Source organism: Bacillus sp. YC2 (genome assembly GCF_019891195.1).
Taxonomy (GTDB): Bacteria; Bacillota; Bacilli; order Bacillales; family Bacillaceae; genus Bacillus.
Genome location: NZ_JAHXDO010000001.1, coordinates 575,956 through 588,285 on the forward strand (window position 1 = coordinate 575,956; position 12,330 = coordinate 588,285).

Below are 12,330 nucleotides of genomic sequence, written 5' to 3' on the forward strand. Positions count from 1 at the left end.
AATTAGGGGAAACCCCCGCTTAATTGTCCGTTCATCGGCATGGTATACTTTTTTGGAAAGGAGATGGGAATATGAATCATTCCTTTTTTCGTCCGGAAAAGCAATATGGAGATTTACTGCCCGTATTTGAACATGAGTGGGAAGCAATTGCATTCTACTATGATTATAGACAGTCCCAAACAGAGGAACTGAATGAATTGTGTCAGTTTTATAACATCTCCCTCGATTATTCGCGCAACAGCCTTAAGGAATTGGAATCCCTCTACTACCAAAGCATCAGAGAACTGCTTTTGGCGGATTGGAATCTGCCGATAGACGAGTTTGAAAAAATGCTGAGCGTGTACGTCATAGACTGCGCCATTACGCACCATGACGACGCCGAATGGGTCGTCAAGCCTTATCCGTATACGGACGGGGCTTATACGACAGGCGTCAGAAGAGGAAATAAAACATGGCATACCGACAACTGCTGCGAACATTTATACCTGCAAAAAGAAGAGGATCATCCGCTGCTTGCAGTCTTTGAATCTCTTATGCGCTAATATAGAAAAAGAATCCTTCTCAGACAGCCGAGAAGGATTCTTTTTTAATTTCCTGCAACATCCAATCTGTTTACAGCCCGCTGTAACGCAAGCTCAGCCCGACGAATGTCAGTATCATCTGATCGTTTGTTCAAACGGTCTTCCGCCCGCTTCTTCGCAGCAAGGGCGCGCTCTTTATCAATGCCTTCCGCTGTTTCTGCGGCTTGTGCAAGGATAGTGACCTGATCAGGACGGACTTCTAAAAATCCGCCGCTGACAGCCGCCAATTCGGTCTGGCCGTCCTTTTTCAGGCGGACGACGCCGATTTTAAGCGGAGCCACGGTCGGAATATGGCCTGGCAAGATACCGAGATCGCCGCTCTCGGCTCTTACACTCACCATTTCAATATCAGCATCATATACTGGGCCGTCGGGAGTAACGATATTGACTTTAACGGTCTTCATGCTTTTACCCTCCTAGGACCAGATTAAACTTCTACACCCATCTCTTTTGCATTCTCAATGACTTCTTCAATACGTCCTACGAGACGGAACGCATCTTCCGGAAGATGATCATATTTACCGGACAGGATTTCTTTAAAGCCTTTTACCGTTTCTTTAACAGGCACATAAGAACCCTTTTGTCCCGTAAACTGTTCAGCTACGTGGAAGTTTTGAGAAAGGAAGAACTGGATACGGCGTGCGCGGTGAACGACAAGCTTGTCTTCTTCACCCAATTCATCCATACCGAGAATTGCGATAATATCCTGTAATTCCTTGTAGCGCTGAAGCGTTGACTGTACTTCACGGGCAACCGCGTAATGCTCTTCTCCGACAATTTCCGGAGCTAGTGCGCGGGATGTAGAAGCCAACGGATCAACCGCAGGGTAGATACCCATCTCAGTTAATTTACGTTCAAGGTTTGTCGTCGCATCCAAGTGAGCGAACGTCGTTGCCGGAGCCGGGTCAGTATAGTCATCGGCAGGCACGTAAATCGCCTGAATAGATGTTACTGAACCAACGTTTGTAGACGTGATACGCTCTTGAAGCTGACCCATTTCTGTTGCAAGCGTCGGCTGGTAACCAACCGCAGAAGGCATACGTCCGAGAAGGGCGGAAACCTCTGAACCCGCTTGTGTGAAACGGAAAATGTTATCAATGAAGAACAGTACGTCCTGTCCTTGCTGATCACGGAAATGCTCAGCCATTGTAAGACCCGTCAGTGCCACACGCATACGCGCGCCCGGCGGCTCGTTCATTTGTCCGAAGACCATGGCTGTTTTCTTGATAACGCCTGAATCGCTCATTTCGTAGAAAAGGTCGTTCCCTTCACGAGTACGTTCTCCTACGCCGGCGAATACAGAGATACCGCCGTGCTCTTGGGCGATGTTGTTGATTAATTCCTGGATTAATACGGTTTTACCTACACCGGCACCGCCGAATAATCCGATCTTACCGCCCTTAATATAAGGAGCCAGCAAGTCAACAACCTTAATTCCCGTTTCAAGAATCTCAACTTCTGTTGAAAGCTGATCAAATGAAGGAGCTGATCTGTGGATCGGATCCTTTTGGGCATCCGCAGGAAGCGGCTCATTTAAATCAATTTTTTCTCCAAGTACGTTAAATACGCGTCCAAGTGTAACGTCACCGACAGGAACCGAAATCGGAGCCCCTGTATCAACGGCTTCCATTCCGCGCTGAATTCCGTCCGTAGATGCCATGGCAATCGTACGAACTGTATCGTCGCCTAAATGAAGAGCAACCTCTAGCGTTAGATCGATGCCTTCATTTTCGCCTGTAGCTGGCTGTGAAACTTTAATCGCATTGTAAATCGCAGGCAAATGGCCGTCTTCGAAACGTACGTCGACAACCGGTCCAAGCACCTGACTCACGCGTCCTTTCTTCATCGCTATCCCTCCTGCCAAAATCTTTCTATTCTAAAGCGGCTGCACCGCCGACAATTTCTGTAATTTCTTGCGTAATCGCCGCTTGGCGAGCACGGTTATATGAAAGCGAAAGTGAATCAATGAGTTCTTTCGCATTATCAGTCGCATTTTTCATCGCTGTCATTCTCGCAGCGTGTTCACTTGCTTTACTGTCAAGAAGCGCACCGAAAATTAAGCTTTCCGCATATTGAGGAAGCAACACTTCGAGAACCTCTTCTTCATCCGGCTCAAATTCGTAAGAAGCCGTCCGTTTTCCGCCGCTTGTTCCGAAATCAGATAACGGCAGCACCTTTTTCTCCGTCACTTCCTGCGTAATCGCACTGACAAAATGGTTGTAAACCAAATGCAGTTCATCAAAAGCGCCGTCGATAAACATTTGAACCGTCTGACGGGTCAAATCCTTGATCTGAGAAAAAGCGACCTCGTCGCCAAGCCCTACTAGTTCAGACAAAATCGGCATTTCCCGCTTTTTGAAGAAATCGCGGCCGACTCTTCCGATCGCAATCACCGTGTATTCGTCCTTAGACTGATGGCGTTCTTGGATGGTGCGGTAAGCATTTCTCAGAACCGAACTGTTAAACGCACCCGCAAGCCCGCGGTCAGACGTAATGACGAGATACGCCGTCTTCTTCACTTCTCTTGAGACAAGCATCGGATGTTTCGCATTTTTCGCGCCTTTTCCGACGTTAAAGACAACCTCCTGGATCTTATCCATATACGGAGCAAATGATTTCGCGTTGGTTTCCGCGCGATTCAGCTTTGCGGCGGATACCATCTGCATGGCTTTTGTAATCTGGCTTGTTTTTTTCGTTGACGTGATCCTTGACTTAATATCGCGTAATGAGGCCAAAGATTTCACCACCTTTATTCTTCATTTGCGTAAAAAGAGAGAAAAAGAGAACCTTTTTCTCTCATCTGCATAAGGGTTAGTTGCTTGGTGCAAATGTGCGTTTGAAGCCTTCCAGCGCCGCAGCGAAATCTTCGTCTGCAGGAAGGTTTCCTGTTTGCGCAATGCTGTCAAGCAGCTCTTTATGGTTTTGGTCAAGGTACATATAGTACTCTTCTTCAAAACGTCTGATATCCGCAACCGGAATATCATCAAGATATCCTTTTGTCAGCGCATAAAGAATGGCAACCTGTTTTTCAACCGGAAGCGGCTTGTTCAAATCTTGCTTCAGAACTTCAACTGTACGCGCACCGCGGTTCAGCTTCGCCTGAGTCGCTTGGTCAAGATCAGATCCGAATTGAGCGAATGCTTCAAGCTCACGGTATGAAGCAAGGTCAAGACGCAGTGTGCCCGAAACCTTTTTCATCGCCTTGATTTGGGCTGATCCGCCGACACGGGAAACCGATAATCCGGCATTGATCGCAGGACGCACGCCTGAGAAGAACAAGTCGGATTGAAGGAAGATCTGTCCATCTGTAATGGAAATAACGTTTGTCGGGATATAAGCAGAGATATCACCGGCTTGTGTTTCAACGAACGGCAATGCCGTAATTGATCCTGCGCCTTTTGCGTCACTCAGCTTTGCTGCGCGCTCAAGAAGGCGGGAGTGAAGATAGAATACATCCCCAGGGAATGCTTCACGGCCCGGCGGACGGCGAAGAAGCAATGACAGCTCACGGTAAGCGGCTGCTTGTTTGGATAAATCATCATACACGACGAGAACGTGCTTGCCGTTGTACATGAATTCTTCGCCCATCGTAACCCCTGCATACGGTGCAAGGTAAAGAAGCGGAGCAGGCTGTGATGCAGACGCCGTTACGACAATCGTGTAATCAAGCGCGCCGTGCTTACGCAATGTTTCCACTACGCCGCGGACTGTAGATTCCTTTTGTCCGATCGCTACGTACACACAGATCATGTCCTGGTCTTTTTGGTTTAAGATGGTATCAATCGCAACAGATGTTTTACCTGTCTGACGGTCCCCGATGATCAGCTCACGCTGTCCGCGGCCGATCGGAATTAATGCGTCGATCGCTTTAATACCCGTTTGCAGCGGTTCATGGACTGATTTACGATCCATAACACCGGGTGCCTGGCTTTCAATCGGGCGGGTTTTGCTTGTCAGAATCGGGCCTAGTCCGTCTACCGGCTGTCCCAGCGGATTGACAATACGTCCGATTAATTCTTCGCCTACAGGAACTTCCATGATGCGGCCCGTTCTTTTGACCTCATCTCCTTCACGGATATCTCTGTAAGGCCCTAAGATAACGATACCTACGTTTGATTCTTCAAGGTTTTGAGCCATACCCAAAACGCCGTTTGAGAATTCAACAAGTTCACCGGCCATACAATTGTCAAGGCCATGTACACGCGCAATACCGTCTCCGACTTGGATGACTGTACCTACGTCATGAACTTCAATTTCAGATTGGTAATTTTGAATTTGCTGCTTTATCAGCGTGCTAATCTCTTCAGCTTTGATGCTCACTTAGGTTTCACCCCTTCTATCGATTTCCTCCGGCAAGTTGACGTTCCATGCGCTGAAGCTTTCCGCTCACGCTTCCGTCAAAAATCCGGTTTCCAATGCGGACCTTAATTCCGCCTATTAAATCCGTCTGCACTTCATTTCTGATTCTGAGCGAAGCGACTCCGGCTTTTTTTGCAAATACTTGAGATAAAGATAACATTTCCGCCTCTGACAGCGGCTTTACTGAATACACAACCGCGTCCTCTGTTTGGCGGGCCTGATTGGCGAGTTTGATGAACTCGTCTGTGAGATCAGGCACAATCGAAGACCGGCGGCGGTCAATCAAAAGAAAAATTGTATGCAGCACAGACTCAGACAGTGCGCCGAACGAATGCTGAATCAGCTCTTTTTTCTTAGCAGCCGATACCTTCGGATGGCTTAACACTTCCTGCAGCCCGGCTTCGTTTTGGAAAACTTCTTTTATTACGGTAAGCTCTTCTTCGATTTCATTGATTTGAGAGGTCTCAACGGCAATGTCGAAAAGCGCTGACGCGTATCGTTTAGAGACAGCAGATCCACTCATCGGCTTTCTCCTACCTCTTTAAGATAGTCCTGAATCAGTTTTTCCTGAGCTTGTTCATCAAGCTCTTTCTCAATGACTTTCGATGCGATTAAGACAGAAAGTGATGCGACTTGCTCGCGAAGAGCGGAAACGGCTTGTTCTTTTTCTTTTACAATTTCGGTTCTCGCCGCTTCTTTCAATCTTTCAGACTCGGCACGCGCAGCCTGGATAATATCTTCCTTCTGCTTCTCACCAAGTTTTTTCGCATTTTCAATGAGTGATTGTGATTCCTGTTTTGCTTCTTTTAAAAGAACGCGCTGCTCTTCAATCAGCTGCTGCGCTTCTTTATTTCTTTCTTCAGCGGACGTAATTTCGCCGGCGATATGATCTTCACGCTGTTTCATTATATTTAATAGCGGTCCCAGAGCGAATTTCTTGAGAAGCGCTAATAAAATTAACATAGCTAACAATTGGAATAGGATATCTCCGCCGTTAAACGACAGTCCTAATTCAAGAGGTAATTGAGACATCTACTACGGCAACTCCCTTCTGCAGGTTTTCTCTGCTGATAAAAAGCCGTTTCAGACCGGCCTGCTTATCAGACATAAAGCAATGGCGAAGGTTCTCTTAGAGTGATCTTCGCCATTTTTAGTTCATATAAGGCTTTTTTGCTTAGCCAAAGAACGCTAAGAACGCGATAACGACAGCGATAATAGGAAGGGCTTCAACTAATGCGATACCCATGAACATAAGAGTTCTCAGTTCTTTTCCTGCTTCCGGCTGACGGGCAATTCCCTCTACCGTACGTGAAACAATCAAACCGTTACCAATACCTGCACCAAGTGCGCCTAAACCAATTGCAATCGCAGCTGCTATTAAATTCATGAAAAAGTTCCTCCTTTAAATGTTATCCGAATGGATATATGTTTTAATGATCATGACTGATTTTGTGTGACATGTACACCATCGTCAGCATCGTAAAGATAAACGCCTGGATGGTTCCGATGAACAAGCTGAACGCCTGCCATGCAAGCATCGGGATAATGGCTCCGACTGTGCCGACCAAACCGAGAAAGAAGCTGTCTGAGTAGAAATTCGTCGCAAGACCTGCAAGGAGGCCCAGAAGGATTTCTCCGGCGAAAATGTTACCGTAAAGACGAAGTCCGAGTGTCAGCGTATTCGCGAACTCTTCAATGATCTTCATCGGGAACATAAGCGGAACCGGTCTGAGGTAATCCTTAGAATATTCCTTCAAACCTTTCATCTTCACGCCGTAATAGTGAGTCAGAGACACTACCATAACGGCAAGAGTCAGGGTAATGGCCGGATCAGCCGTCGGTGATTTCCACCAAAGGTCGTGTCCGACTGTTACGGAAAACGGCAGCCCCAGCATATTTGATACAAATATGTACATCAGCAAGGTTACACCAAGCGCCAAGAAGTTAGCCCCTGTTTTTAAATCCATTGTACTGCCTATAATATTGCGGACAAAATCAACAATCCATTCCATGAAGTTCTGGGCTTTTCCGGGACGGATGGACAGCGTTCTCGTAGTAAGAATCGCAATCAGCAGCACAATCACACTCGCCACAGTTATCATCAGAATGTTTGTCGCATTAAAAGTAAGACCAAACAAATCAAAAGTTCTGTAATTGTGATTCAATGGGTTTTCACCTCTCTTCCATTGATGAACGTTTGAGCTGAATAATGGAATCTATCATAATGACGGGATAAATTGTCATTAATCCAATAATTACGCTTGCCACACTCACTTGGCCGGGGTATTTAAATGCGATAGCCATCGCAAGTATCGCATTGCACCAACGCGCTGCGCTCCCGAGTGATCGTATGGACTTTCCTTTTGCTGCGGCTTTGTCAAAAGCATTCATTCTTCTGATCAAGAGCCAAAGATTAAACAAACTGAAAACAGTGCCCAAAATGAGGCCTAAAAAAATGGTTTTATACGCCGTAAACCCATATCCCAGCAAATAGATTGCTAAGATTACAAATACATATCTTCGTTGTCTGCGGAATGTAAGATTGGGATCGTCCATCAACTATCTGTCTCCTGATGAAAAAGTAATATAATTCCTGGATACGGCAATACAAGCGGTTAACCCTAGCAGAAGCCCGCAAAACGGCCTTGTTCGAAAAAACCATTCATCCTCATGATCATACGGGATGCTGTTTCATTCGCTTAGATAAATCCTCATAAAACGGGTTTTTTTGGAGGATTTAAAATGAGGATGGATACTAGAAATGAAAGCAATGAAAACCTTCTCATAATACCCTCGTTTAGCATACAATAGCCCCTAACATGTGTCAATCTGTTTAAAGTTAAAAAACTTTTTATACTAAAAGCATACACAGAATGTTCACATTTTCACCTATAAATGTATGAAAGCTCCCCATTCAGCAAAAAACTGGATAAAAAAAGAAAACCCGCGATGAGGTTTTCCCAATTTATTTCGTTCCGTACAAACGGTCTCCCGCGTCGCCGAGTCCCGGAACGATATAGCCTTTTTCGTTTAATTTTTCATCGAGAGCTGCGATGTAAATATCAACGTCCGAATGATGTTTTTGCAGCTCTTCCACACCTTCAGGAGCCGCCACAAGACACATAAAGCGGATGTTTCTTGCGCCGCGTTTCTTCAGGCTGTTAATCGCTTCAACCGCGGAGCCTCCCGTCGCAAGCATCGGGTCCACGACGATAAATTCACGTTCTTCTACATCGGAAGGAAGCTTGACATAGTATTCCACCGGTTTTAAGGTTTCCGGATCACGGTATAACCCGACATGTCCCACTTTGGCGGCGGGGATTAATTTCAGCATGCCGTCTACCATTCCGAGACCCGCTCTCAGGATCGGCACGATACCGAGTTTCTTCCCTGAAATCACTTTGGATGTCGCTGTTTGAACAGGTGTTTTCACTTCCACTTCTTTAAGAGGAAGATCACGTGTAATTTCAAACGCCATCAGTGAAGCGACTTCGTCCACAAGGTCTCTGAAATCCTTTGTGCCTGTATTTTCATTCCGAATATATGTCAGCTTGTGCTGGATTAAAGGATGATCAAATACGTAAACCTTTCCCATACTGTGTTCAGCTCCTTTTTCTTTGTCCGAGTGACTTTTTCACACTTCTATTGATTCTACAGAAAAAGACAGCGAGTTTCAAGAAAATCGGCAAAAAAACCCGCCGGATTAAGGTTCCGGCGGGTTTCTTCCTATTAATAATCGAGTTCTTTATATAAAGGGAACTTTTCAGTTAAGGCAGCCACACGCTGTCTCGCTTCTTCAAGTTTCGCTTCATCTTCATGGTTTTTCAGCGCAAGGCCGATGATGGCGCCGACCTCTTCAAGCGCGTCACCGTCAAAACCGCGGCTTGTCACAGCTGCCGTACCGAGACGGATGCCGCTTGTGACAAATGGTTTTTCCGGATCGTAAGGGATCGCGTTTTTATTTGATGTGATGCCGATTTCATCAAGCACATGCTCCGCCACTTTTCCTGTCAAACCGAGAGAACGAAGGTCAACAAGCACAAGGTGGTTATCCGTTCCGCCTGACACAAGCTGAATGCCCTCTTTGTTCAGAGACTCGGCAAGGCGCTGCGCATTCGAAATAACGTTTTGCGCATATGCTTTGAAATCATCTTGCAGCACTTCCCCGAAAGAAACGGCTTTCGCTGCGATAACATGCATAAGCGGCCCGCCTTGAATACCAGGGAAAATCGATTTATCAATCTTTTTGCCGAACTCTTCGCGGCAAAGGATCATTCCTCCGCGCGGTCCGCGAAGCGTTTTGTGAGTCGTTGTCGTTACAAAATCTGCGTATGGAACCGGGTTCGGATGAAGACCGGCAGCGACAAGCCCCGCGATATGAGCCATGTCGACCATAAATAAAGCGCCGACTTCATCAGCGATTTCACGGAATTTTTTAAAGTCAATTGTACGGGGATATGCGCTCGCTCCGGCAACGATAAGTTTAGGCTTATGCGCCAGCGCTTTTTCACGTACATCTTCATAATCTATATATTGCGTGTCTTTATCGACACCGTATTCTACAAAGTTGTATTGAACACCGCTGAAGTTAACCGGGCTTCCGTGTGTTAAGTGGCCGCCGTGGGAGAGGTTCATCCCGAGCACTGTGTCGCCGTGCTCTAAAATCGTGAAGTAAACAGCCATGTTCGCCTGAGCGCCTGAGTGCGGCTGTACGTTTACATGCTCTGCTCCGAAAATTTCTTTCGCGCGGTCACGGGCGATGTCCTCAACGACATCAACGTGCTCACAGCCTCCGTAGTAGCGTTTGCCGGGGTAGCCTTCAGCATATTTGTTCGTTAATACAGAGCCTTGGGCTTCCATTACCGCTTCCGTTACGAAGTTTTCAGAAGCAATTAGTTCGATCTTAGTCTGTTGACGCTTACGCTCATCCTTGATGGCGTTAAACACTTGTTTATCTTGTGCAGGTAAATGTTTCATCAGCGAGATCCTCTCCTATCCGTTTCCTGTTCTTTATTTTTATCACCCTTATTGTACATGGTTTTTCAGGTGAATGTAACAGCTTTTTTAAAAAAATCACAAAATTTAATCAGAAAACACGAACATTAATAACGAAATAAGAAACCATTATTCGCATTCATATACGGCCCGTACTCCGCCGATCAGCTTTGGTCTTGTGCGGGCCATTGTCACGCGGGCTTCTCCGAGCTCACGGCTTGATATACGGATAGGTACGGCAACGGGTTTTAAATGCATACCGATGAATGTCTCACCGATGTCGATTCCGGCGTCAGCCTGGATGGCTTCGGCAAGCACGGGGGATTCCATCTGCCTGTAAGCATAAGAGGCCATCGCCCCGCCGGCTTTTGGAACGGGTACGGCTGAAACAATGGGAAGCCTGAACAGCTCAGCTGTTTCCGCCTCAATGACAAGCGCTCTGTTTAAATGCTCACAGCATTGAAAAGCGAGATGTATGCCGGTTTTCTCCTTAAATTCGGCAAGTCCGCCGTAAATCAGCTCGGCCCACTCTCCGCTCCCCGAGGTGCCGATCCGGCTTCCGGCAGCTTCGCTCGTACTGCATCCGATCACAAGCAGGCTGCCGCTTTTCAGCCTGGCCTGCTCTTGAAATTCAGCCAGCATGTCCGTCCATTTTTGTTTCGTCTGTTCCATGTCCAGCACCTCTTACAGATTTTTTTCTTCGTAATCTGCGATTTTGCCAATCCGTCTTTCGTGGCGGCCGCCCGTAAATTCAGTCGTCAGCCAGATTTTTGCGATTTCGCGGGCCAGTCCGGGTCCGATCACGCGTTCTCCCATGGCGAGAATATTCGTATCATTGTGTTCACGTGTAGCCTTTGCGCTGAAGGTGTCATGCGCAAGCGCACAGCGTATTCCTTTTACTTTGTTTGCGGAGATGCTCATGCCGATGCCTGTGCCGCAAATTAAAATGCCTCTGTCGACTTCTCCGCTCACCACTTTTTCCGCTACCGGAAAAGCGTAGTCAGAGTAATCGACAGAGCCGCTTCCGCACTCACAGCCCATATCAATATACTCAATCTGCAATTCATCCAATAGACCCTTTATTTCCTCGCGGATATGGACGCCGCCGTGATCTGACGCTATAGCTACTTTCATTTATTTACCTCCTAGGTGTGGTTGTGCGAAGACATCCCTCTGTGGCTTGTCCTTTTCGTTTTTAGACTCCTGCGATGTCTGTTGACTTTATTCTACTCTTTCAAGTCCGTTTTGCAAATGACCTGTTTGCATATTTTCTGACAACTTACTTGCTTTCTTCGTCAAGCAATTGATCGGCAAGAAGTGTAAGCAGCTCCTCCAGCTCGTCTCTCGTCTGTTTATAGACGTCAAGCGAACCGCCGAACGGATCTGAAATGTCTCCGCTGCGCCCCGTCACATATTCTTTAATGGTAAATACTTTGTCCCGGCTGTTTTCAAACCGGCTGATAATGAGCTGTTTATGCTGTTCTGTCATGGCCAGCACCAGATCCGCCGTCTCTATATGTTCTTCCGATAAGGGAGATGAGCTGTGGTTGAGAGCAATCCGTTTTTCAAACAGCGCTTCTACGGCATGGGCCGATGCTTTTCCGTACGGAGAGGCGAACACTCCGGCCGAGCCGGCGCTGACGGTAAGCCCTTTTGTTTCCGCGATTGATTTAAAAAGCGCCTCAGCCATCGGACTGCGGCACGTGTTTCCTGTACAAACAAATATAATCTTCATGTCCGTCACCTCTTACTTCTTATTATAAATGAAGAAAAAAGAAACGGCATCTTCGTTTCTTTTTTTAAAAGTATCTTATAGCGGCAAAAGCAGTTTAAGCCCAAACCCGATTAATATCGTTCCGCCCAGCGCTTCGCTGTAGGAGCCGAGCCATGACTGCACCTTACTTCCGATCAAAAGGCCCGCCCATGTTAAGATGGTGCTGAATGCCCCGAACAGCGCAACGGCTAAAAGCGGCTTTGAGCCGTACATTCCGAGGCCGAGCCCGACAGAAAAGCTATCAAGGCTGACTCCGACCGCAAATAATAATAATCCAGCTCCCGCCGGAGAAATGAACGGCTCTTCTGATTGTTTAAACGCGGCGAAAATCATCTGGACCCCCAAAATGAAAAGCAGAGATCCGCCTACGTAAACAGCAAGCATCCCCAAAAAACCGGACAGCAGCTGTCCCGCGGCCATCCCGGCCAGCGGCATGATGACATGGAACAGCCCGATAACGAACCCTATATGAAAAATCTGCCGTTTTCTAAGCCGGACCATCCCCATCCCAAGCCCGACAGAAAAAGCATCCATTCCCAAAGCAAATGCCATCATGCTTAAGGCCAAAAGCTCCCCTATGAATACACTCGACATGATATAAAAACCCCCTTGGACATGCCC

General features: G+C 47.0%; 16 protein-coding genes. 1 reads left to right on the plus strand and 15 read right to left on the minus strand.

Annotated features, from left to right (window positions below; translation table 11 throughout):
• Positions 1 to 71 precede the first annotated feature (71 nt).
• Complete coding sequence (locus KY305_RS02900) at positions 72 to 542, plus strand: hypothetical protein (RefSeq protein ID WP_223061276.1); 471 nt, start codon at positions 72 to 74, stop codon at positions 540 to 542.
• Between the two features lie 44 nt (positions 543 to 586).
• Here the strand turns inward: KY305_RS02900 and KY305_RS02905 are convergent, their stop codons facing one another.
• From KY305_RS02905 to KY305_RS02975, 15 genes are all read right to left on the minus strand, one after another.
• Entirely contained in the window at positions 587 to 985 is a 399-nt protein-coding gene (locus KY305_RS02905; protein ID WP_223061277.1) for a F0F1 ATP synthase subunit epsilon, read from the minus strand.
• Positions 986 to 1,008: 23 nt separating this feature from the next.
• Positions 1,009 to 2,427, minus strand: a complete 1,419-nt coding sequence (atpD, locus tag KY305_RS02910) for a F0F1 ATP synthase subunit beta (RefSeq protein WP_223061278.1) — start codon at positions 2,425 to 2,427, stop codon at positions 1,009 to 1,011.
• 25 nt (positions 2,428 to 2,452) lie between these two features.
• Entirely contained in the window at positions 2,453 to 3,316 is an 864-nt protein-coding gene (gene atpG, locus KY305_RS02915; protein ID WP_214802171.1) for an ATP synthase F1 subunit gamma, read from the minus strand.
• Between the two features lie 76 nt (positions 3,317 to 3,392).
• Positions 3,393 to 4,901 carry a F0F1 ATP synthase subunit alpha gene (gene atpA, locus KY305_RS02920; protein WP_214802168.1) on the minus strand — a complete coding sequence of 503 codons (1,509 nt, stop codon included), beginning with the start codon at positions 4,899 to 4,901 and terminating at the stop codon, positions 3,393 to 3,395.
• A gap of 16 nt (positions 4,902 to 4,917) precedes the next feature.
• Complete coding sequence (locus tag KY305_RS02925) at positions 4,918 to 5,463, minus strand: F0F1 ATP synthase subunit delta (protein ID WP_061522535.1); 546 nt, start codon at positions 5,461 to 5,463, stop codon at positions 4,918 to 4,920.
• Positions 5,460 to 5,972 carry a F0F1 ATP synthase subunit B gene (atpF, locus tag KY305_RS02930; protein WP_061522534.1) on the minus strand — a complete coding sequence of 171 codons (513 nt, stop codon included), beginning with the start codon at positions 5,970 to 5,972 and terminating at the stop codon, positions 5,460 to 5,462. The genes KY305_RS02925 and atpF overlap by 4 nt, the downstream gene beginning before the upstream one ends.
• A 142-nt stretch (positions 5,973 to 6,114) precedes the next feature.
• Entirely contained in the window at positions 6,115 to 6,327 is a 213-nt protein-coding gene (atpE, locus tag KY305_RS02935; protein WP_003151167.1) for a F0F1 ATP synthase subunit C, read from the minus strand.
• Positions 6,328 to 6,370: 43 nt separating this feature from the next.
• Positions 6,371 to 7,105: a F0F1 ATP synthase subunit A gene (gene atpB, locus KY305_RS02940; RefSeq protein ID WP_223061279.1), complete on the minus strand. Its 735-nt coding sequence runs from the start codon at positions 7,103 to 7,105 to the stop codon at positions 6,371 to 6,373.
• A 7-nt stretch (positions 7,106 to 7,112) separates the two neighbouring features.
• Complete coding sequence (locus tag KY305_RS02945) at positions 7,113 to 7,496, minus strand: ATP synthase subunit I (RefSeq protein ID WP_214802156.1); 384 nt, start codon at positions 7,494 to 7,496, stop codon at positions 7,113 to 7,115.
• 409 nt (positions 7,497 to 7,905) lie between these two features.
• The gene (gene upp / locus KY305_RS02950; protein ID WP_003151154.1) at positions 7,906 to 8,535 is read right to left on the minus strand and encodes a uracil phosphoribosyltransferase; all 630 of its coding nucleotides are present in this window, start codon (positions 8,533 to 8,535) and stop codon (positions 7,906 to 7,908) included.
• Positions 8,536 to 8,669: 134 nt separating this feature from the next.
• A complete protein-coding gene (gene glyA, locus KY305_RS02955; RefSeq protein WP_223061280.1) occupies positions 8,670 to 9,917 on the minus strand; it encodes a serine hydroxymethyltransferase in 1,248 nt (415 codons plus the stop codon).
• A 147-nt stretch (positions 9,918 to 10,064) separates the two neighbouring features.
• Complete coding sequence (locus KY305_RS02960; RefSeq protein WP_223061281.1) at positions 10,065 to 10,607, minus strand: TIGR01440 family protein; 543 nt, start codon at positions 10,605 to 10,607, stop codon at positions 10,065 to 10,067.
• 12 nt (positions 10,608 to 10,619) lie between these two features.
• The gene (gene rpiB, locus KY305_RS02965) at positions 10,620 to 11,069 is read right to left on the minus strand and encodes a ribose 5-phosphate isomerase B (RefSeq protein WP_214802146.1); all 450 of its coding nucleotides are present in this window, start codon (positions 11,067 to 11,069) and stop codon (positions 10,620 to 10,622) included.
• Between the two features lie 145 nt (positions 11,070 to 11,214).
• Positions 11,215 to 11,670: a low molecular weight protein arginine phosphatase gene (locus KY305_RS02970; RefSeq protein ID WP_223061282.1), complete on the minus strand. Its 456-nt coding sequence runs from the start codon at positions 11,668 to 11,670 to the stop codon at positions 11,215 to 11,217.
• A 75-nt stretch (positions 11,671 to 11,745) separates the two neighbouring features.
• Positions 11,746 to 12,303, minus strand: a complete 558-nt coding sequence (locus KY305_RS02975) for a manganese efflux pump MntP (protein ID WP_214802140.1) — start codon at positions 12,301 to 12,303, stop codon at positions 11,746 to 11,748.
• Positions 12,304 to 12,330: the final 27 nt, after the last annotated feature.

Coding starts and splice junctions, on each gene's coding strand:
- KY305_RS02900 (WP_223061276.1), top strand. CDS start 72: ATGAATCATTCCTTTTTTCGTCCGGAAAAGCAATATGGAGATTTACTG.
- KY305_RS02905 (WP_223061277.1), bottom strand. CDS start 985: ATGAAGACCGTTAAAGTCAATATCGTTACTCCCGACGGCCCAGTATAT.
- atpD (WP_223061278.1), bottom strand. CDS start 2,427: ATGAAGAAAGGACGCGTGAGTCAGGTGCTTGGACCGGTTGTCGACGTA.
- KY305_RS02925 (WP_061522535.1), bottom strand. CDS start 5,463: ATGAGTGGATCTGCTGTCTCTAAACGATACGCGTCAGCGCTTTTCGAC.
- atpF (WP_061522534.1), bottom strand. CDS start 5,972: ATGTCTCAATTACCTCTTGAATTAGGACTGTCGTTTAACGGCGGAGAT.
- atpE (WP_003151167.1), bottom strand. CDS start 6,327: ATGAATTTAATAGCAGCTGCGATTGCAATTGGTTTAGGCGCACTTGGT.
- KY305_RS02945 (WP_214802156.1), bottom strand. CDS start 7,496: ATGGACGATCCCAATCTTACATTCCGCAGACAACGAAGATATGTATTT.
- upp (WP_003151154.1), bottom strand. CDS start 8,535: ATGGGAAAGGTTTACGTATTTGATCATCCTTTAATCCAGCACAAGCTG.
- glyA (WP_223061280.1), bottom strand. CDS start 9,917: ATGAAACATTTACCTGCACAAGATAAACAAGTGTTTAACGCCATCAAG.
- KY305_RS02960 (WP_223061281.1), bottom strand. CDS start 10,607: ATGGAACAGACGAAACAAAAATGGACGGACATGCTGGCTGAATTTCAA.
- rpiB (WP_214802146.1), bottom strand. CDS start 11,069: ATGAAAGTAGCTATAGCGTCAGATCACGGCGGCGTCCATATCCGCGAG.
- KY305_RS02970 (WP_223061282.1), bottom strand. CDS start 11,670: ATGAAGATTATATTTGTTTGTACAGGAAACACGTGCCGCAGTCCGATG.
- KY305_RS02975 (WP_214802140.1), bottom strand. CDS start 12,303: ATGTCGAGTGTATTCATAGGGGAGCTTTTGGCCTTAAGCATGATGGCA.